The organism is Streptomyces sp. NPDC006393 (genome assembly GCF_040628575.1).
In the GTDB taxonomy this organism is placed as follows: domain Bacteria; phylum Actinomycetota; class Actinomycetes; order Streptomycetales; family Streptomycetaceae; genus Streptomyces.
Genome location: NZ_JBEXZD010000001.1, coordinates 189,402 through 208,656, shown reverse-complemented (window position 1 = coordinate 208,656; position 19,255 = coordinate 189,402). Strand labels below are relative to the sequence as shown.

17 protein-coding genes and 1 pseudogene are annotated in these 19,255 nt (G+C 72.9%); 11 read left to right on the top strand and 7 right to left on the bottom strand.

Annotation, left to right across the window (positions count from 1 at the left end; genetic code table 11):
• Positions 1-16 precede the first annotated feature (16 nt).
• The 6 genes from ABZ484_RS00905 (at position 17) to mscL (ending at position 5,872) form a co-directional block, all read left to right on the top strand.
• On the top strand, positions 17-1,540 hold the full coding sequence (locus ABZ484_RS00905; RefSeq protein WP_358863768.1) for a potassium/proton antiporter: 1,524 nt from the start codon (positions 17-19) through the stop codon (positions 1,538-1,540).
• Between the two features lie 280 nt (positions 1,541-1,820).
• Positions 1,821-3,119, top strand: a complete 1,299-nt coding sequence (locus ABZ484_RS00900) for an MFS transporter (RefSeq protein ID WP_358863736.1) — start codon at positions 1,821-1,823, stop codon at positions 3,117-3,119.
• A 67-nt stretch (positions 3,120-3,186) separates the two neighbouring features.
• Positions 3,187-3,519, top strand: a complete 333-nt coding sequence (locus ABZ484_RS00895; protein ID WP_358863735.1) for an FmdB family zinc ribbon protein — start codon at positions 3,187-3,189, stop codon at positions 3,517-3,519.
• 78 nt (positions 3,520-3,597) lie between these two features.
• Positions 3,598-4,431, top strand: coding sequence for an S-methyl-5'-thioadenosine phosphorylase (locus tag ABZ484_RS00890; protein WP_358863734.1), 834 nt, complete (start codon positions 3,598-3,600; stop codon positions 4,429-4,431).
• Between the two features lie 343 nt (positions 4,432-4,774).
• Positions 4,775-5,344, top strand: coding sequence for a hypothetical protein (locus ABZ484_RS00885; RefSeq protein WP_358863733.1), 570 nt, complete (start codon positions 4,775-4,777; stop codon positions 5,342-5,344).
• 57 nt (positions 5,345-5,401) lie between these two features.
• On the top strand, positions 5,402-5,872 hold the full coding sequence (gene mscL, locus ABZ484_RS00880) for a large conductance mechanosensitive channel protein MscL (RefSeq protein ID WP_358863732.1): 471 nt from the start codon (positions 5,402-5,404) through the stop codon (positions 5,870-5,872).
• Between the two features lie 16 nt (positions 5,873-5,888).
• On the opposite strand, the gene ABZ484_RS00875 is transcribed toward mscL, so the two are convergent.
• Entirely contained in the window at positions 5,889-6,059 is a 171-nt protein-coding gene (locus ABZ484_RS00875) for a hypothetical protein (RefSeq protein WP_199923065.1), read from the bottom strand.
• Positions 6,060-6,133: 74 nt separating this feature from the next.
• Between ABZ484_RS00875 and ABZ484_RS00870 the strand changes: the two genes are divergently transcribed.
• The 4 genes from ABZ484_RS00870 to ABZ484_RS00855 all read left to right on the top strand — a co-directional run bounded on the left by ABZ484_RS00870 (position 6,134) and on the right by ABZ484_RS00855 (position 10,750).
• Complete coding sequence (locus ABZ484_RS00870) at positions 6,134-7,378, top strand: low temperature requirement protein A (protein ID WP_358863731.1); 1,245 nt, start codon at positions 6,134-6,136, stop codon at positions 7,376-7,378.
• Between the two features lie 31 nt (positions 7,379-7,409).
• On the top strand, positions 7,410-8,441 hold the full coding sequence (locus tag ABZ484_RS00865) for a P1 family peptidase (protein WP_358863730.1): 1,032 nt from the start codon (positions 7,410-7,412) through the stop codon (positions 8,439-8,441).
• 192 nt (positions 8,442-8,633) lie between these two features.
• Positions 8,634-9,800, top strand: coding sequence for an Ig-like domain-containing protein (locus ABZ484_RS00860; RefSeq protein ID WP_358863767.1), 1,167 nt, complete (start codon positions 8,634-8,636; stop codon positions 9,798-9,800).
• Between the two features lie 203 nt (positions 9,801-10,003).
• On the top strand, positions 10,004-10,750 hold the full coding sequence (locus ABZ484_RS00855) for a DUF6227 family protein (protein WP_358863729.1): 747 nt from the start codon (positions 10,004-10,006) through the stop codon (positions 10,748-10,750).
• Between the two features lie 97 nt (positions 10,751-10,847).
• Here ABZ484_RS00855 and ABZ484_RS00850 read toward each other — a convergent pair whose 3' ends face one another.
• From ABZ484_RS00850 to ABZ484_RS00830, 5 genes are all read right to left on the bottom strand, one after another.
• Positions 10,848-11,102, bottom strand: coding sequence for a hypothetical protein (locus ABZ484_RS00850; RefSeq protein WP_358863728.1), 255 nt, complete (start codon positions 11,100-11,102; stop codon positions 10,848-10,850).
• A 109-nt stretch (positions 11,103-11,211) separates the two neighbouring features.
• Complete coding sequence (locus tag ABZ484_RS00845; protein WP_358863727.1) at positions 11,212-13,353, bottom strand: fructose-specific PTS transporter subunit EIIC; 2,142 nt, start codon at positions 13,351-13,353, stop codon at positions 11,212-11,214.
• A 187-nt stretch (positions 13,354-13,540) separates the two neighbouring features.
• Positions 13,541-14,488 carry a 1-phosphofructokinase gene (pfkB, locus tag ABZ484_RS00840; protein ID WP_358863726.1) on the bottom strand — a complete coding sequence of 316 codons (948 nt, stop codon included), beginning with the start codon at positions 14,486-14,488 and terminating at the stop codon, positions 13,541-13,543.
• Positions 14,485-15,246 (bottom strand): DeoR/GlpR family DNA-binding transcription regulator, encoded by a 762-nt coding sequence (locus ABZ484_RS00835; protein WP_358863725.1) that lies wholly within the window; start codon positions 15,244-15,246, stop codon positions 14,485-14,487. The genes pfkB and ABZ484_RS00835 overlap by 4 nt, the downstream gene beginning before the upstream one ends.
• A 275-nt stretch (positions 15,247-15,521) precedes the next feature.
• Complete coding sequence (locus tag ABZ484_RS00830; RefSeq protein WP_358863724.1) at positions 15,522-17,060, bottom strand: MFS transporter; 1,539 nt, start codon at positions 17,058-17,060, stop codon at positions 15,522-15,524.
• Between the two features lie 63 nt (positions 17,061-17,123).
• Here ABZ484_RS00830 and ABZ484_RS00825 point away from each other — a divergent pair, with 63 nt between their 5' ends.
• Complete coding sequence (locus ABZ484_RS00825; protein WP_358863723.1) at positions 17,124-18,104, top strand: YafY family protein; 981 nt, start codon at positions 17,124-17,126, stop codon at positions 18,102-18,104.
• 352 nt (positions 18,105-18,456) lie between these two features.
• Here the strand turns inward: ABZ484_RS00825 and ABZ484_RS00820 are convergent.
• Positions 18,457-19,155 (bottom strand): annotated as a pseudogene (locus tag ABZ484_RS00820) (TetR family transcriptional regulator); the annotation flags it as partial.
• Positions 19,156-19,255: the final 100 nt, after the last annotated feature.

Below are 19,255 nucleotides of genomic sequence, written 5' to 3'. Positions count from 1 at the left end.
GGGGAAGGAAGCGCCACTGACTGTTCACCACCTCAACCAGCTCCTGCTCGCCTGCTCCCTCGTCCTGCTCGTCGCCGTGGCAGCGGTACGGATCTCCTCGCGCAGCGGGCTCCCCAGCCTGCTCGTCTACCTGGGGATCGGCATCGGCATGGGCGCGGACGGCGTCGGCCACATCCGCTTCGACAACGCCGAGCTGACCCAGATCATCGGCTACGCGGCCCTCGTCGTGATCCTCGCCGAGGGCGGACTCGGCACGAAGTGGAAGGAGATCAGACCGGTCCTGCCGTCCGCCTGCGTGCTCGCACTGCTCGGCGTCGCGACCAGCGTCGCCGTCACCGCCGCCGGGGCGCACTACCTGGTCGGTCTCGACTGGCGCCAGGCATTCATCATCGGTGCGGTGGTGTCCTCCACGGACGCGGCGGCCGTCTTCTCCGTCCTGCGGCGCATCCCCCTTCCCGCGCGCGTGAAGGGCACGCTCGAGGCCGAGTCCGGCTTCAACGACGCGCCCGTCGTCATCCTGGTCGTCGCCTTCTCCACCACCGGGCCGGTCGACCACTGGTACACCCTGGTGGGCGAGATAGCCCTGGAGCTGGCCATCGGCGCGGCCGTCGGCCTCGCGGTGGGCTGGCTCGGCTCCTCGGCCCTCAAGCACGTCGCCCTGCCCGCCTCCGGCCTGTACCCGATCGCCGTGATGGCGATCGCGGTCACGGCCTACGCCGCCGGGGCCCTGGCGCACGGCAGCGGCTTCCTCGCCGTCTACCTGGCGGCGATGCTGCTCGGCAACGCCAAGCTGCCGCACTGGCCGGCCACGCGCGGCTTCGCCGAAGGGCTCGGCTGGATCGCCCAGATCGGCATGTTCGTCCTGCTCGGCCTGCTGGTCACCCCGCACGAACTGGGCGACGACATCGTGCCCGCCCTGCTCATCGGCCTGGTGCTGACGATGGTCGCGCGACCGCTGAGCGTCGTGGTCAGCCTGCTGCCGTTCCGCGTGCCGTGGCCGGAGCAGACCCTGATGTCCTGGGCCGGGCTGCGCGGCGCCGTGCCCATCATCCTGGCCACCATCCCCATGGTGAACGGCGTCGACAGCACCCACCGCATCTTCAACATCGTCTTCGTCCTGGTCGTCGTCTACACCCTCGTCCAGGGGCCGACCCTGCCCTGGCTGGCCGCCCGGCTGCGCCTCGGCGAACCCCAGGAAGCCGCCGACCTCGGCATCGAGTCGGCGCCTCTGGAGCGGCTGCGCGGCCATCTGCTGTCCGTCGCCATCCCGGAGGGGTCGCGGATGCACGGTGTGGAGATCAACGAGCTGCGGCTGCCCGCCGGGTCGGCGGTCACCCTGGTGGTCCGCGACGGAAAATCGTTTGTTCCGTTGCCCTCCACGGTCCTGCGGCGCGGCGACGAACTCCTGGTGGTCACCACCGACCCCGTCCGCGAGTCCGCGGAACGCCGGCTGCGCGCGGTCGGCCGCGGCGGCAAGCTGGCGGACTGGCTGGGCGCCGACGGCCCCGCGGAGGGCCGCCACGGCGGCCGCGGTCGGTGAGGGAACGTTTCCTGTGTGTGACCGCCCTCGAGCGCTTCGGAACCCAGGCGAGCACCGTTCATGGTGCTCACTTTCACAGGGGCACAAGCCCGTCACCCCTGTACGATGAAGGCGCACCTTGATCGAACCAACTCTGCCTGACGCAGAGCTGGCGCGACCGTATGGCGGCCGGGCCACCCCCGAGGCGGGCGCCGGCATCTACCGCAGTCCGCGCAAGAGGACAGCTCTCGGCGCGCCCGCACAAGGGGCCGCGCTACCAGGCGGCAGAAAGGCACGGGCCGTGGGATCCGCGGTCACCACCACCGACCCCGCGACGACCTCGCCGGCACCCTCCCGCCCTGGATACGGGCAACTGCTGCGCACCCGCGGCGCCTGGACGTTCCTGCTCCCCGGCTTCGCGGCCCGCCAGCCGTTCGCGATGCTGACCATCTCCATCGTGCTGCTCGTGCAGCACACCACCGGCTCCTACGGCTCGGCGGGCGCCGCCGCGGCCGTCACCGGCGTCTCCATGGCGCTGTTCGCGCCTTACAGCGGTCGCCTCGCCGACCGGTACGGACAGCGCGCCGTGCTGCTTCCCGGCGTCCTGGTGCACACCCTGGCCGGGCTGACGCTGACGGGCCTCGCCCTGGCGCACGCACCCCTGTGGGCGCTGTTCGCGGCGGCCGTGCCGACCGGCGCCTCGGTCCCGCAGATCGGGCCCATGGTGCGGGCCCGCTGGGGAGTGACCCTGAAGGACTCCCCGCTGATGACCACCGCGGCGGCCTTCGAGTCGGTCACCGACGAGCTCACCTTCGTCCTCGGACCGCTGCTGGCCACCGCCCTGTGCACGGCCGTCGCCCCGGCGGCGGGCCTGGTCACCGAGGCCGCGCTGACCCTGGTCGGCGGTCTGCTGTTCGCCGCGCAGAGGCGCACCCAGCCGCCCGTGGGTGCCGACGGCGGGCACGCGCGCGTGGAGCACTCCTCCGCCCTGCGCGTCCCCGGTGTGCGGGTGCTGGTCGTGGCCTTCCTCGGCATCGGCACGGTCTTCGGCGGCATGCAGGTCTCGCTGGCCGCGTTCACCGAGTCGATCGGCGAGCCCGGTCTCAACGGCGTGCTGTACGGAACGTTCGCCGCGGGCAACATGCTCTCCGGCATCGCCTGCGGCGCCCTCGCCTGGAAGACGGCCCCGCAGCGCCGCCTGGTCGTCGGCTACACGGCCCTCGCGGTGGCCGCGTCCGCGCTGTGGACCGCCCACTCGGTGCTCCTGCTGGCCGCGCTCGGCCTCCTGGTGGGCATGTGCATCGCGCCCGCCCTGATCACCGGCTACACCCTGGTCGAGGGCCTGGTCCCGGCCGGGGCCCGCACCGAGGCGTTCACCTGGCTCACCGGCGCGGTCGCCCTCGGCCAGGCGGCCGCCGTCACCGTCGCCGGGCAGCTCGAGGACCGCCTGTGGGCCGGCGCCGGATTCCTGGTCCCGATGTCCGGCACGGTGCTCGCCCTGCTGACCCTCGTGACCCTGCGGTCGCACCTCGCCACCCGGGCCCACAGCCGCACCGTGGCGCGTGGCGTCGGTCACCGCACGCCCGCCACAGTGGACTGATTCCACGGAATACGTCACTATGGACCGTCGTTAGCACTCATCGAGTGAGAGTGCCAGGAGGAAGACAGTGCCCACCTACCAGTACCAGTGCACCGAGTGCGGCGAGGGCCTCGAGGCGGTGCAGAAGTTCACCGACGACGCGCTCACCGAGTGCCCCAACTGCGGTGGCCGCCTGAAGAAGGTGTTCTCCGCGGTCGGCATTGTCTTCAAGGGCTCCGGCTTCTACCGCAACGACAGCCGCGGCTCCTCGTCGAGCAGCAGCCCGGCGTCGTCGAAGCCGTCGAGCGGCTCCGGCGCCTCGTCGTCCGGGTCGTCCGGCTCCGGCTCCTCTTCGGCGTCCTCGTCTTCGGCGTCCTCGTCGTCGTCCTCGACGGGCTCGGCGAGCAGCTCCGCCGCCTGACCCCACCGCTTCTCGGGACCCCGCCGTCACCGGACGGCGGGGTCCTCGGCGTTCACGCGGACGGCTAGTGTGCTGCCCATGGCGAACGCAGAGATCGGTGTCATCGGCGGGTCCGGCTTCTACTCGTTCCTGGACGACGTGACCGAGGTCCAGGTGAACACGCCGTACGGGGCACCCAGCGACTCCCTCTTCCTCGGCGAGATCGCCGGCCGGCGGGTGGCCTTCCTGCCCCGGCACGGCCGCGGCCACCACCTTCCGCCGCACCGCATCAACTACCGGGCCAACCTGTGGGCGCTGCGCTCGGTGGGCGTGCGCCAGGTCCTCGGCCCCTGCGCGGTGGGCGGTCTGCGGCCCGAGTACGGGCCGGGCACGCTGCTCGTGCCGGACCAGTTCGTCGACCGTACGAAGTCGCGGGAGCAGACCTACTTCGACGGGCTTCCGCTGGCCGACGGCTCGCTGCCGAACGTGGTGCACGTCTCCCTGGCCGACCCCTACTGCCCCACGGGCCGCGCGACCGCGCTGAAGGCGGCGCGCGGGCGGGACTGGGACGCGGTCGACGGCGGCACGCTGGTCGTGGTGGAGGGGCCGCGCTTCTCCACCCGCGCCGAATCGCTGTGGCATCAGGCGCAGGGCTGGTCGGTGGTGGGCATGACCGGGCATCCCGAGGCGGCGCTCGCCCGGGAGCTGGAGCTCTGCTACACCTCCCTGACGCTGGTCACCGACCTCGACGCGGGCGCGGAGACCGGCGAGGGCGTCTCCCACGAGGAGGTGCTGCGGGTCTTCGCCGCCAACGTGGAACGGCTGCGGAGCGTGCTGTTCGACACAGTGGCCGCGCTGCCCGCCACCGGGGAGCGGGACTGCGCGTGCGCGACCGCGCTGGGCGGGATGGACCCGGGGTTCGCGCTGCCGTAGGGGAGCCTGCCGACCCGCCCCGGGTACGGAGACGGGCCGGAACGACGGGCCGGAACGCCACGTTCGGGTGGCGAGGTTGTCCACAACCCGTGAGTAGCGCACGGGCTCCGGCGGGCGGCGGCGCGATGCCTCATCGTGGGCGTCGCAAGCCGTTTCCCGCCGATCCCGCACCTCAGGTGGTGGTCTCCTCATGTCCATGCCGTCGCCGACGCCCTCGCCGTCCTGGTCGCGCCAGTCCTCCGAGTCACCCGTGTCTCTCAGATCGCTGGGATCACTGCGGGCGCCACTGTCGCTCCCGTTCGCGCCCTCTGTCGGCGCTTCGCCGTCACCGCCCGGCACGGACGTGCCGGCCACGTGTGAGGTGCCGCCCTTCCCGCCGGTGCGCGTGCGGGGCGGGCGGTGCGGGCTGCGCCGGCTCGTACGGCACCGGCGGCGGGCCATGGCCGCCGGGCTGGCGGTCACCGCGGCCGCACTGGTGGCCGCCGGTCCGCGGGCCGCGTCGGATCCACCGCGTGGTGGGCCGGCCCGCGGGCATCCGGTGCGGGCGGCCGACACCTCGTCGAACGGGCCCGGCACTCGGTGCGCGGACGCGGGACGGACGGTGACCGTGCCCGTGCGCCTCGCCGACGCGGCCACGGTCCGGCTGCTGCGGCCCGGTGACCGGGTGGACGTGATCGCCGCGGAGGACCCGGCGGTGGGCGGCCGGGCCCGCGTGGTCGCGCACGGGGCGCGGGTGGCGAGGGTGCCGGAGCCGGTTCTGGACGGCGCGGCGGCGGGCGAGGGCGGGAGCGGCAGCGCGGGCGGCGGCTGGAGCGGGGGCGGGGCGCTCGTCGCGCTCTCGGTGCCGCGTTCGGCCGCGGCCAGCCTGGCCGGGGCGAGCGCGACCGACCGATTGGCGGTGACCCTGTGGTGAGTCGTAGGTTGCTGAACTGTTTGTTCTACAACCCGCATGTCCTAGGAGGGGCCGCAGGTGAGCGCGAAGAAGGACCCGAGCGTCTGGCAGGGCTTCAAGGCCTTTCTGATGCGCGGGAACGTCGTCGATCTGGCCGTCGCGGTGGTCGTCGGCGCCGCCTTCACCAACATCGTCAACGCGGTGGTGAAGGGCGTCATCAATCCGGTGGTCGGGGCGATCGGCACCCAGAACCTCGATCACTACAGCTCGTGCGTGAGCACGACGTGCAAGGGCGACCAGGGCATCCAGATCATGTGGGGCTCGGTCCTCGGCGCCACGCTTCAGTTCCTGATCACCGCGGCGGTGGTCTACTTCCTGATGGTGCTGCCCATGGCGAAGTTCCTGGCCCGGCAGGAGGCGCGGAAGAAGGCAAGGGAGGGCACGCACGAGGTCATCGAGGTGACCGAGCTTCAGGTGCTCAAGGAGATCCGCGACGAGCTGGTCGCCCAGCGCGGCGGCGGCGCCCAGGCCGAGTACGAGCGACGCTAGGACCTGTCCGGTGGTGTCAGAGGTGGTGGGGCGGCTTCTCGTCGAGGAAGCGCCTGAGGTCGGCGGCGGCGTCGCCGTCCGTGCGCTCGCCCCATCCCCGGTCGGTGTCGTCCGTGGACTGCTGGTTCAGCGGATCGTCGAAGATCAGCGCGTTCTTCGGGTCGCGCGGCTCGGAGGCGGTGCTCATGCCTCCAGGGTACGGTGACCGGCGCGGACGGCCGGCCCGGGCAATCCCGGTCGCTTTCTGCTGTGCTGGGAGCCATGACGTCCAGTTCCGATTCCACTCCGGAGACCGCCCCCACCACCGCTTCCCACGTCCGCCGTCCGCTGCGCCCGCTGACCGCACGCGAACGCCACGAGGCGCACCGGGTCGCCACCGCACTGGAGCTCTTCTTCGACCTGTGTTTCGTGGTGGCCGTCGCCCAGGCGGGCGTGCAGTTGGTGCACGCCGTGGTCGAGGGCCGGGCGGGCCACGGCATCCTGAACTACGCCATGGCGTTCTTCGCCATCTGGTGGGCCTGGATGAACTTCTCGTGGTTCGCCTCCGCGTACGACAACGACGACGTGCTCTACCGGCTCGTCACCCTGGTGCAGATCGCCGGTGTACTGGTGCTGGCCGCCGGCATCTCGCGGGCGTTCACGCAGCACGACTTCTTCCTGGTGTGGCTCGGCTATGTGATCATGCGGCTGGCGATGGCCTCCCAGTGGCTGCGGGCCGCGCGGTGGGCCGAGGGCGCGGAGAGGCGCATGGCACGGCGGTACGCGATGGGGGTGCTGCTGTGCCAGGTCGGCTGGCTGGGGCTGGTGCTGCTGCCGGAGCCGGCCCGGCCGTGGGTGTTCCTGGTGATGGTGATCGCGGAGCTGTCCGTGCCGCTGATCGCGGAGAGGGCGTACGCCACCTCCTGGCATCCGCATCACATCGCCGAGCGGTACGGGCTGTTCACCATCATCGTGCTGGGCGAGACCATCGCGGCGGCCACCATCGCGGTGAAGTCGGCCGCGGACGAGCACAAGGCACTGGGCGAGCTGCTGCCGATCGCGGCGGGCGGCCTGCTGATCGTCTTCTCCGCCTGGTGGATCTACTTCGTGGTGCCGATCCACGGACATCTGCGCTCCAACCGGGAGTCGTTCCTGTGGGGTTACGGCCACTACGTGATCCTCGCCTCGGCCGCGGCGATCGGCGCGGGGCTGGAGGTGGCCGTCGAGCAGGCGGTCGACAAGACCCATCTGTCGGCCCTGGCCGCGTCGGCGGCCGTCACCCTCCCGACGGCGCTGTATCTGCTCACCGTGTGGGCGCTGCACTCGCGGTACTTCAAGGTGGGCATCGCCCAGCAGACGGTGCTGCCCACCACGGCCCTGTTGGTGATCTGCTGCACCTTCCTGGGCGACTGGGCGGTGTTCGCCGCGGGCATCGTCTCGGCGCTCTCGGTGGCGGCGGGTGTGGCCCTGACGGGCCGGAAGACCGCGGGAAGAGGCGCGGGCCGTTCGGCGGAACAGGCTGCATGACGCTCCGGCAGGTCCGGGGAGACTGACTTCCATGACGGCTGACGCATTGACGGATGTCCCCGGCCTGCGGGTGGGCCACGCCACGCGCAGGGGTGGCGGGTGGCTCACCGGCACCACGGTCGTGCTGGCACCGGAGGGCGGCGCCGTCGCCGCGGTGGACGTGCGCGGCGGCGGGCCCGGCACCAAGGAGACCGACGCCCTCGATCCGCGCAACCTGGTGCGGAGGGTGGAGGCGGTCGTGCTGACCGGCGGCAGCGCGTACGGGCTGGACGCGGCCTCGGGGGTGATGGCCTGGCTGGAGGAGCGGGGCCGCGGGGTGCGGGTGGGACCGGACCCTTCCCATGTCGTGCCGGTCGTGCCCGCCGCCTGCGTGTTCGACCTGGGCCGGGGCGGCGACTTCCGGGCCTGGCCGGACGCGGCCACCGGGCGCGAGGCGGTGGAGGCCGCCGCCGCGAGCAAGCCGGGCGGGCCCGTGCCACAGGGATGCGTCGGCGCCGGCACGGGAGCGACCGTCGGCCCCGTCAAGGGCGGGGTCGGCACGGCGAGCACGGTGCTCGCCTCGGGCGTCACGGTGGCGGCGCTGGTGGTGGCCAACGCGGCCGGTTCGGCCGTGGATCCGGACACGGGGGTGCTGTACGGGGACTTGTTCCAGGGCCGGGTCGCGTACCCGGACGCCGGGGTGCACGAGGCGGCGCGCCGGCGGCTGGCCGAGGCCGCCGCGCGGAACGCGCCGCCCCCGCTGAACACGACGCTCGCGGTGGTCGCCACCGACGCGGACCTGTCCAAGGCGCAGGCCCAGAAGCTCGCCGGCACGGCCCACGACGGCATAGCCCGGGCCGTGCGGCCGGTGCACCTGCTCAACGACGGTGACACGGTGTTCGCCCTGTCCACCGGTGCCCGCCCGCTCGCGCCCGACCAGCCCCTCGCCCTCAACGACATCCTCGCCGCCGGCGCGGACACCGTCACCCGGGCGATCGTACGAGCCGTCCGCGCGGCCGAGCCGGTCCACACCCCGGCCGGGGCCTGGCCGTCCTACGGCGAGCTGTACGACCCCAGCCGCTGAAGCCGTTTCCGGTGATTGTCGCGGTTCTGTCACCGTGAGGGTTTTCGCCCGGGCGGCGGGAACCTCGTGACGGCCCGTCGGCCTCTTCACCGACGCACTGCAGCGGAACACGCACACGACACCAACCTGGAGAAGCCCGTGACAAGGCCGGACATGACAGCGCGGCGCGCACTGGGGGCCTGTGCCGCCCTGATGGTCGGCACCCTCACCCTGACCGGATGCGGCGGCGACGCCAAGGCCAGCGACGACGGCCGCGGCGGCGGCAAGGACGACCCGAAGACCTCCACCGCGAAGATCGCCATCTCGGCGCAGGACGGCTCGACCGGTGCGTCGATCAACACCACGGGGGTGAAGGTCAGCGGCGGCAGGCTGACCGAGGTGAGGATGACCGTGGCGGGGTCGGGGCAAGCCGTTCCCGGTGCGATCTCCGCCGACGGCGCCGGCTGGAAGCCGAAGGAGCAGCTGGAGCGCGGGACGAAGTACCAGATCTCGGCGACCGCGAAGGACGCGGACGGCCGTACGGCCGCGGCCAACTCCATCTTCACCACCGTCACCACGGCCAACAGCTTCATCGGCACCTACACGCCGGACGACGGCACCACGGTCGGCGTCGGCATGCCCGTGAAGTTCGTGTTCGACAAGCCGATCACCGACAGGAAGACCGTGCAGTCGCACATCACGGTCACCTCCAGCACCGGCCAGCAGGTGGTCGGCCACTGGTTCGGCTCGCAGCGGCTCGACTTCCGCCCGCAGGACTACTGGAAGGCCGGCTCCAAGGTCACGATGAGGATCGACCTGGACGGCGTGCAGGGCGCGAACGGCGTCTACGGTGTGCAGAAGAAGACCGTGACCTTCACCGTCGGCCGCTCGCAGATCTCCACGGTGGACGTGAACACGCAGACCATGACGGTGGTCCGGGACGGGCAGACCGTCAAGACGCTCCCGGTGTCCACCGGCAGCCCGGAGCACACCACGTACAACGGCAAGATGGTGATCTCGGAGAAGTTCCTCCAGACACGCATGGACAGCCGGACGGTCGACCTGGGCGGCGAGTACAACATCCCGGACGTGCCGCACGCCATGCGCCTCACGGACACCGGCACCTTCATCCACGGCAACTACTGGTACAACCAGGGCAATCCGCCCTTCGGCCGGGAGGGCACCAGCCACGGCTGCGTCGGGATGGCGGACGTGCAGGGCGGAGGAGGCGCCACCAACGCCAAGTGGTTCTACGACAGCTCGCTCATCGGTGATGTCGTGATCGTGAGGAACTCCCCCGACAAGACCGTCGCCCCGGACAACGGCCTCAACGGCTGGAACATGTCCTGGAGCGAGTGGACCGCCGGCAGCGCCCTCTGACCGGTCCGGCCCAGCAGCCGCCCCTGACCCGCCAACAGGCTTGTGAGCAGCGGATTCTGACGGTACGGCGGGCCGCGCGGGAACTTCTCGCGCGGCCCGCCAGTTTTTCCGCCGTACGTTTTCTCGGTTCCCGGACATGATGTCCGACCGAGGGGCTACGGTATGCACCCACAAGGTGACATGCAGCGACGCCGGGAGAAACCTTGAGCGTTCCGTACGAGACGACAGCGTACGAACCACGCGAGTCGCCGGATTCCTTGGAGGAGCATCTCGCGCGGCTCCTCGGCCGTGCGCTGAACTCCTTCGAGCTGCCCGACGAGACGATACGGCACCTGGACTGCGCGCTGGCCTACGACGGCTCGCTGCACTCCGCGCACCACAGCGCGGGGCTGCACCGCGAGACGTACCGGCACACCTGGCTGCTGGCCGACGGCTCGGCGCTCACCCTCTGGGAGCTGGTCCACAACACCGCGCCCGGCAGCGAGCCGCAGCACGAGCTGTACGTCGACGAGGAGGAGCTGCGCACGGCCACCGCCCGGCTGCCGTTCCCGCCGGACAACCCGGAGCTGGACCTGCCGGTGCTGGTGCAGCTCTCGCCGCTGCCCGAGGCCCGGCACGCGTACGCCCCGGAGGACTCGGCCGACCACGCGCGCCGTCTGCTGCGGCGCGCGGAGAACGCGGACCGGCCGGGCCCGGACGTCGCCGCCCGGCTGGCCACGGCGTACGGGCACCAGATCACCCAGGCGTTCGGCCGCCCCTCCCGCACGCGCCGCGCCGGACTGTGCTTCTCGCTCTACGAGCACGCGTTCCTGCTGAGCGACGGCGTGGAGATCTCCCTGTGGGAGGTCGAGCACACGGCGACGCCCGACGGCCGCCACATGTGCGAGGTGTACGTGACGGAGGACGCCGCCCGGGACGCGATGGAGCGCCGGGCGGCGCAGGTGCCGTAGACGAGGCGGCGTGGCGGACCGGCGGCGGCGCGGGTGCCGTAGAGGAGGCAGCGCGGCGGACCGGCGGCGCGGGTGCAGTAGGCGGGCCCTGGCGTCGTCAGTGGCCGTCGCCGAGTTGGCGCATCAGGCCGGCGAAGGCGGCCCGTTCGGCCGGGGTCAGCTCGACGTACTCCCGGTGGGGGCCCGAGCCGCGCTGCGACGGGAGGGCCGGCAGGCCGGGGACACGATGCCGTCGACGGATCTCGAACCGCAGGCCGAAGCGGTAGCCGGCGAGGCCGATGGCGCAGACGATGACCAGCACGGCGGGCAGGACCACACCGAACCAGATCAGGATCGAGACGTGCTCAGGCATGTCTCCAAGTGAACACCACGGTCCGGGACGTTGGTCCCGGACCGTGACGCATCTCGCAAGTGACGTGAACTACTCACAGCACCCCAAAGGGGTTTCGACGCGTCCGCCGTCAGGCCGCCACCGGCTGCTTGCGCCCCGCGGCCGCGGCCTGCGGCCCCTCGCCCGCGTCCGCGCCGCCCGCCTCGGCCGCCGCGCCCGGCGCGGGCTTGCGCAGCGACTTGAGGGCGACCACCAGCGCGGTCGTCACGCACATGCCCGCCGCGATGGCGATCAGATACAGGAACGGGTTGCCGATCAGCGGGACCACGAAGATGCCGCCGTGCGGGGCGCGCAGCGTCGCGCCGAAGGTCATCGACAGGGCTCCGGTGAGCGCGCCGCCGACCATGGAGGCGGGGATGACCCGCAGTGGGTCGGCCGCCGCGAACGGGATCGCGCCCTCGGAGATGAAGGAGGCGCCCAGAACCCAGGCGGCCTTGCCGTTCTCCCGCTCGGCCCGGGTGAAGAGCCGGCCGCGCACGGTGGTGGCCAGGGCCATCCCCAGCGGCGGCACCATGCCCGCCGCCATGACCGCGGCCATGATCTTCATCGCGGAGTCGCTGGGGTCGGAGACCGCGATTCCGGAGGTGGCGAAGGCGTAGGCGACCTTGTTGACCGGACCGCCGAGGTCGAAGCACATCATCAGGCCGAGCAGCGCGCCGAGCAGGACGGCGTTGGTTCCGGTGAGGCCGTTCAGCCAGTCGGTCATCGCCTTCTGCCCGGAGGCGATGGGCTTGCCGATGACCACGAACATCAGGAACCCGACCACCGCCGAGGAGATCAGCGGGATCACCACCACCGGCATGATGCCGCGCAGCGGCGCCGGGATGCGCACCTTCTGAATGGCCATCACCACACCGCCGGCGATCAGACCGGCCACCAGGCCGCCGAGGAAGCCCGCGTTGATGGTGAGGGCGATCGAGCCGCCGACGAAGCCGGGGACGAGCCCCGGGCGGTCGGCCATGCCGTAGGCGATGTAGCCGGCCAGGACGGGGACGAGGAAGGCGAAGGCCACGCCGCCGATCTGGAACAGCAGGGCGGCCCAGCTGTCGGACTGCGTCCACACGAAGTGGTTCATGACCGACGGCGCCGATTTGATCTCGTAGCCGCCGATCGCGAAGCCCAGGGCGATCAGCAGACCGCCCGCCGCGACGAACGGCACCATGTAACTGACGCCCGACATAAGCCATTTGCGCAGCTTCGTGCCGTAGCCCTCGCCCGCCTCACCGGCCCGTTCGACCGGCGTGCCGCCGGGCGCCGCCGCCGAGGTGACCTCGCCGCGCGCGGCCTTCTCCCGGACCTCAACAATCAGTTCGCCGGGCCGGCTGATGCCCGCCTTGACGCCGACGTCGACGGTCGGCTTCCCGGCGAAGCGGTCCTTGTCCCGTACGGGGACGTCGTGGGCGAAGATCACACCGTCCGCCGCCGCGATCACGCCCGGGTCGAGCCGGGTGAAGCCGGCCGAGCCCTGGGTCTCGACGAGCACCTCGACACCCGCCTCGCGGCCGGCGTTCTCCAGCGACTCGGCGGCCATGTAGGTGTGCGCGATACCGGTGGGGCAGGAGGTGACGGCGACGATCCGGAACGGCCGCTCCTCGCCGGCGGGCGCGGCGGCATCCGGGGCCGCCGGTGCCGCCGGTGCCGCCGCTGTGGTGGTGCCCGCCGCGGCGCCGGGGGAGGCCGCCCCTGACGCCGCGGCGGTGTCTTCGGAGGTGCCGGACATGTCCGCGGACACCTGTGCGCCCCCGCCCCGGGCAGACGCCTCCGCCGGAGTCTCGTCGCCGCGGATGAGCGCCGCCGCGGTCGCCGCGTCGCCCGCCGACCGCAGCGCGCCGGTGAACTCCGCGTTCATCAGCTGCCGGGCCAGCGAGGACAGGATCGCCAGATGGGCGTCGTCGGCACCGGCCGGAGCGGCGATCAGGAAGATCAGGTCGGCGGGCCCGTCCGGTGCGCCGAAGTCGATCCCGACGGCGCTGCGCCCGAAGGCGAGCGTCGGCTCGGTGACATGGGCGCTGCGGCAGTGCGGGATGCCGATGCCGCCGTCGAGACCGGTCGGCATCTGCGCCTCACGGGCGGCCACGTCGGCGAGGAAGCCCTCCAGATCGGTCACCCGGCCACGGGCCACCATCCGCTCGGCGAGCGCGCGCGCCGCGGCTTCCTTCGTGTCGGCGGACAGGTCGAGATCGACCAGATCCGCGGTGATCATCTCGCTCATCGCGGGCTCCTTAGCACGCGTATCGCCCGGTGGGTGGGGCGGGCGGGGTGGGGACGGGAGAGGGAAGGGGACGTGGGGACGGGGGTGGAGGCGCCGTCGGGGAGGGGCACACGTGTGGTGCGGCGCCGGGGAGCGGGGGCGGTGGCGCGGCGGGGATCAGGGGCAGGGGCGGTCATGGCGGGGGCGGTCATGGCACCGGCTCTGTCAGGGCGCGGTCGACCGGCACCTCCGCCGTGACCGTGACCGCCGCCGGGTCCAGGTCGCCCGGGGTCGGCATCACGCTGCCGGGCAGCCGCACGGCGGCGGCGCCGTGGGCGACGGCGGAGGCCAGGGCCTCGGGGCCGGTGCCGCCCGCGATCAGGAAGCCGGCCAGCGAGGAGTCGCCGGCGCCGACGTTGCTGCGGACGGCGTCGACGCGCGCGCTGCCGTACCAGGCGCCCGAACCGTCCACGAGCAGCTGCCCGTCGGCGCCCAGGCTGGCCAGCACGGCGCGCGCGCCCAGTCCGCGCAGTTCCTCGGCGGCCTTCAGCGCGTCGCCCACCGTCGCCAGGGGGCGTCCGACGGCCTCGGCGAGTTCCTCGGCGTTCGGTTTGACCACGTCCGGGCCCTCGCGCAGCGCGTGCAGCAGGGCGGGTCCGGAGGTGTCCAGGGCGATGCGTACGCCGGCTGCGTGCGCCCGCGCGACCAGGTCGGCGTACCAGGACGGCGCGAGTCCGCGCGGCAGGCTGCCGCAGCAGGCGATCCAGTCCGCGCCGCGCGACTGCCGTCGCACGGTCTCCAGCAGCAGTTCCTGCTCCTCGGCGGACAGCCGCGGGCCGGGTGCGTTGATCTTCGTCAGGACGCCGTCGGACTCGGCGAGCGCGATGTTGGAGCGAGTGGCCCCGGCGACCGGGACCGGGGCGACCTCGATGCCCTGCGCGTCGAGCAGTTCGGCGACGAGGGCGCCCGGCGCACCGCCCAGGGGCAGTACGGCGACCGTGCGCCGTCCGGCGGCGGCGACGGCACGCGAGACGTTCACGCCCTTGCCTCCCGGGTCCACTCGCTCGCCGGTGGCCCGGACGACCTCGCCCCGGTCGAGGGAGGGCACCTCGTAGGTGCGGTCCAGGGACGGGTTGGGGGTGACGGTGACGATCATGCGCGTACTACTTCCGTGCCGCCACGCTCGATGACGGCGGCGTCCTCGGGGCTCAGCCCGCTGTCGGTGATCAGCAGGTCCACGTCGCCCAGGCCACCGAAGCGGGCGAAGTGCTCCTGGCCGTGCTTGGTGGAGTCGGCGAGCAGCACCACGCGGCGGGCGGCGGCGATCGCCGCGCGCTTCACCGCCGCCTCGGCGAGGTCGGGGGTGGTCAGACCGTGTTCGGCGGAGTAGCCGTTGGCGGCCACGAACAGCACGTCGGCGCGGATCTCGCCGTAGGCCCGCAGCGCCCAGGCGTCCACGGCGGCCCGCGTACGGTGCCGTACGCGCCCGCCGACCAGGTGGAGCTGGAGGCCGGGGTGGTCGGCGAGGCGGGCCGCGATGGGGAGCGAGTGTGTGACGACGGTGAGCTCGGCCTCCAGGGGCAGGGCGGCGGCCAGGCGGGCCACCGTGGTGCCGGCGTCGAGGATCAGCGTGCCCTCGGTGGGCAGTTCGGCCAGGGCCGCCTTGACGATGCGGTCCTTCTCGTCGGCCGCGGTGGACTCGCGCTCGGTGAGGTCCGGCTCGAAGTCGAGGCGGCCGGCCGGAATGGCGCCGCCGTGCACCCGGCGCAGCAGGCCGGCCCGGTCGAGGGCCTTCAGGTCCCGGCGGATCGTCTCCGCCGTCACCTGGAACTCCTCGGCGAGCGACACGACGTCCACCCGGCCGCCGTCACGGGCGAGCCGGAGGATCTCCTGCTGTCGCTCGGGTGCGTACATGTCCGTTTACCTCCGACCGATGCCCGAACCTGTGGTTTCGGCCTGAGGCTACGCCCCGATGTCCGGAAAGTAAACAGGTTCGGGCCAGGAACGGGCACGATCGGACTTCGGATGGGCTTCGGATGGGCTTCGGATGGGCTTTTGGTCGGACATCCGGGGGCCACGGCCCGGAAACGGCGTGGAGGCAGCCGCGTACGACCATGTACGACCGCGTACGACCGCGCAGGCAAGAGCCCGGTACCGCCATCGGTACCGGGCTCCTCCACCGGACGTGCTCAGCCGACGAGTTCCCGCTCCGGCTCCGGCTCCGACCCCCGGGCCTGGTCCGCGGGCTGCTCACCGGCGCCCTCGACATGCTGGGCCGGGCGCTTGGGCAGGGCGGACATCAGGGCGAAGATGACGACCAGCACCGCGGCCACCCAGAGCAGCGCGTGCCGGAAGGCGTCGACGAAGGCCGGACCGACCTGGGCCGGGGTCAGCCGGTCCCCGATCTCTCCGAAGAACACCACCGACACCAGCCCGAGCCCCAGCGCGTTGCCCATCTGCTGCACGGTGTTGATCAGGCCGGAGGCCGAACCGGCGTGCTCGCGCGGCACCTCCGACAGCACCGCGTCCGTCAGCGGGGCGACGATCAGGCCCATGCCGGCGCCCATCACCACCAGCGGAAGCGCCATCTGCCAGGGAGCGATGTGCTGGCCGTACCGCCCGGACTCCCAGACGTAGAGCAGCACGCCGGCCGCCATCAGCAGCGCGCCCGCCTGGAGCACCTTGCGGCCGAAGCGCGGGACCAGCTTCTGCACCGACATCCCGGCCGCCACGGACACCGCGATCGAGAACGGCACCCCGGTCAGGCCCGCCCGCAGCGGGCTCCAGCCCAGACCGACCTGCATGTACAGCGTCCACACCAGGAAGAACACGCCCAGGGCGACTCCGAAGACGGTCTGCACCGCGATGCCCGCCGCGAAGCTCTTCACCCGGAACAGCGACAGCTCGACCAGCGGGGAGCCGTCCCGCGCCGCCTTCCGGCGCTCGTACGCCACCAGCGCCGCGAAGACGACCAGCGCGCCCGCCATCGACGCATACCCCCACAGCGGCCAGCCCAGCTCGCGGCCCCGGGTCAGCGGGTAGAGCAGCATCAGCAGCCCGAGCGTCACGAGGGCGACGCCGACCAGGTCCAGCTTCAGCGCGCGCGGCGCCTTCGACTCGGTGATGAAGCGGCTGCCGAGAAGGAACGCCACCACGCCGACGGGCAGGTTGATGAGGAAGATCGGCCGCCATTCGAGGCCGAACAGGTTCCACTCGGTGAGCAGCGCGCCGAGCAGCGGGCCGGAGACCGCGCCCAGGCCGACGATCGCGCCGAACAGGCCGAAGACCTTGCCGCGCTCGTGCGCCGGGAAGGTGGCGTGCACGATCGACAGCACCTGCGGGACCATCATCGCCGCCATGCCGCCCTGGAGGATCCGGGAGGCGACCAGCATCTCGGGGTTCGCGGCGAAGCCGCACAGGGCGGAGGCGAGGGTGAAGCCGCCGATGCCGACGAGGAACAGCCGCTTGCGGCCGTGGATGTCGCCGAGCCGGCCGCCGGTGATCAGGCCGGCCGCGAAGGCGAGCGCGTAACCGGCGGTGATCCACTGGATCTGACTGAAGGACGCGCCCGCGTCCCGCTGTATCGAGGGGATCGCGATGTTGACGATCGTGACGTCCACGAGGTCCATGAAGGCCGCGGTCATCACGATCGCCAGCGCGAACCAACGACGGCGGTCGGCGGTCTGCGCTGCACTGTCGGGGGAGGTTGTGGTTCCGGTGGAGGTCATGGACCACAAGCTAGAACCCCTCTAGGTCAGGTCATGTCCTAGATGTGCGGCATCCTCGTCTCCATGACGACGGACACACCGGCCCGACTGTTCCAGCTTCTCTCGCTGCTTCAGACGCCCCGCGAGTGGCCCGGCGGCGAGCTCGCCGAGCGGCTCGGGGTGTCCCGGCGCACCGTGCGCCGGGACGTGGACCGGTTGCGTGAGCTGGGCTATCCGGTGCAGGCGACCAGGGGCTCCGACGGCGGGTACCGGCTGGTCGCGGGCAAGGCGATGCCGCCGCTGGTGCTCGACGACGAGGAGGCGGTGGCGATCGCGGTCGGGCTGCGCGCGGGGGCCGGACACGCGATCGAGGGCGTGGACGAGGCCTCGGTGCGGGCGCTGGCGAAGCTGGAGCAGGTGCTGCCGGCCCGGCTGCGTCACCGCGTCTCCACCCTCCAGGCCGCGACGACCCCGCTGACCAGCGGTGACGGCGCGAGCGTCGCGCCGGAGACGCTGACCGTCATGGCGTCGGCGATCGCGGGCCGGGAGCGGCTGCGGTTCGCCTACCGGGCCGGCGACGGCACCGCGACGCGCCGGCTGACCGAGCCGTACCGGCTGGTGTCGACCGGGCGGCGCTGGTACCTCGTGGCGTACGACGTGGACCGGGCGGACTGGCGGACGTTCCGCGTCGACCGGGTGAGCGAGCCGTTCGCGACCGGCGCGCGGTTCGACCCGCGCGAGCTGCCGACCGGGAACGCGGCCGAGTATCTGCGTCAGTCCATGCAGCGGCGGCAGGAGACGTACGCCTTCTCGGTGGTCTTCGAGGCGCCCGCCGAGGTCGTCGCGGAGCGGCTGCCCGCCTGGCTGGGTACCCCGGAGCCACTGGCGGACGGCGGGTGCCGGCTGCGGGCCACGACCGGGGACTCGGTCGAGTGGCTGGCGGTCCGGCTGGCCATGCTCGGCCACCCGTTCACGGTGCGGGAACCGGCGGAACTGGTGGAGTGCGTACGGGCGTTGGGGGCGCGCCTGACACGGGCGGCGGACGACGCTCCGCGGCGGGCGTGACAGCAGGTCAGGCGCCCGGGCCGGGGCGGGGGCCCGGGCTGGGGCCAGGGGCTGGGCCGGGGTCCGGCCTGGGGCCAGGGCCGGGGTCGAGGTCCCGGACGAAGCCGGGGTCCGGGACGGAGCCGGAGTCCGGGACGGAGCCGGAGTCCGGGACAGAGCCGGAGTCCGGGACAGAGCCGGAGTCCGGGACGGGGCCGGGGTCCGGGACAGAGCCGGAGTCCGGGACAGAGCCGGAGTCCGGGACAGAGCCGGAGTCCGGGACAGAGCCGGAGTCCGGGACAGAGCCGGAGTCCGGGACAGAGCCGGGGTCCGGGACAGAGCCGGGGTCCGGGACGGAGCCGGGGTCTGGGACGGGGCCGGTTTCCCAGGCGAAGTCCCGCAGGGCCGCGAGGTTGCGCAGGGCCAGCGCAGCCGGGCCCTGCGGGCCGTCCGCGTCCGCGTCTCCGGTGGCCCAGGCCTCCACGGCCACCCGTACGGCGGCACTCCCCACGGCGGCGGAGAGGCGGAGCCCCGGGGCGGCGGCCCCCGCCGGGTCACCGGCCCTGTCATGGGCGGAGGGCTCGGCAACGTTGTCCCGGACGCCCGTCCGGGTCGCCAGCACCTCCGCCAGTGCCCGCTCCGCGTCACGGCAGACGTCGGCCCAGACCTTGCGCACCGCCGGGCTGGTCCCGGCCAGGCGGATGAGGGTACGGACCCACTGCCAGGAGGCGGCCGAGACGCCGGTGCCGGGGGTCAGGGTGTGGCGCACCGCGTGCGCCAGGGCCTCGGGCACGGGGAGTTCGGCCGGGGCCGCCCGCACCGCGTCCGTCCACCGCTGTGCGCCCGCCGCGTAGAGCGGAGCCACGGCCTCCTCCTTCGTGGCGAAGTAGCGGTAGAAGGTGCGCGGGGCGATGCCGGCGGTCCGGGCGATGTCCTCGGCGCGGGTCGCGCGCAGACCCTGGGTCACGAAGAGGCGGGCCGCCGCTCGGGCGATCTCCATGCGTGTGGCGGCCTTGCGGCGCTCGGTCAGGGAGGAGGGCGGCTTGCGAGGAGCGGAGGTGGAGCTGATCACGTCGGCAGGCTATGCCCGTGTGGCAGAATCTGCCATCTGGGCGGGCCACCCCGGGGTTCAGGTTCGGGGTGCCCCGCCTCTCCAGCGCGCCCGCACCCGC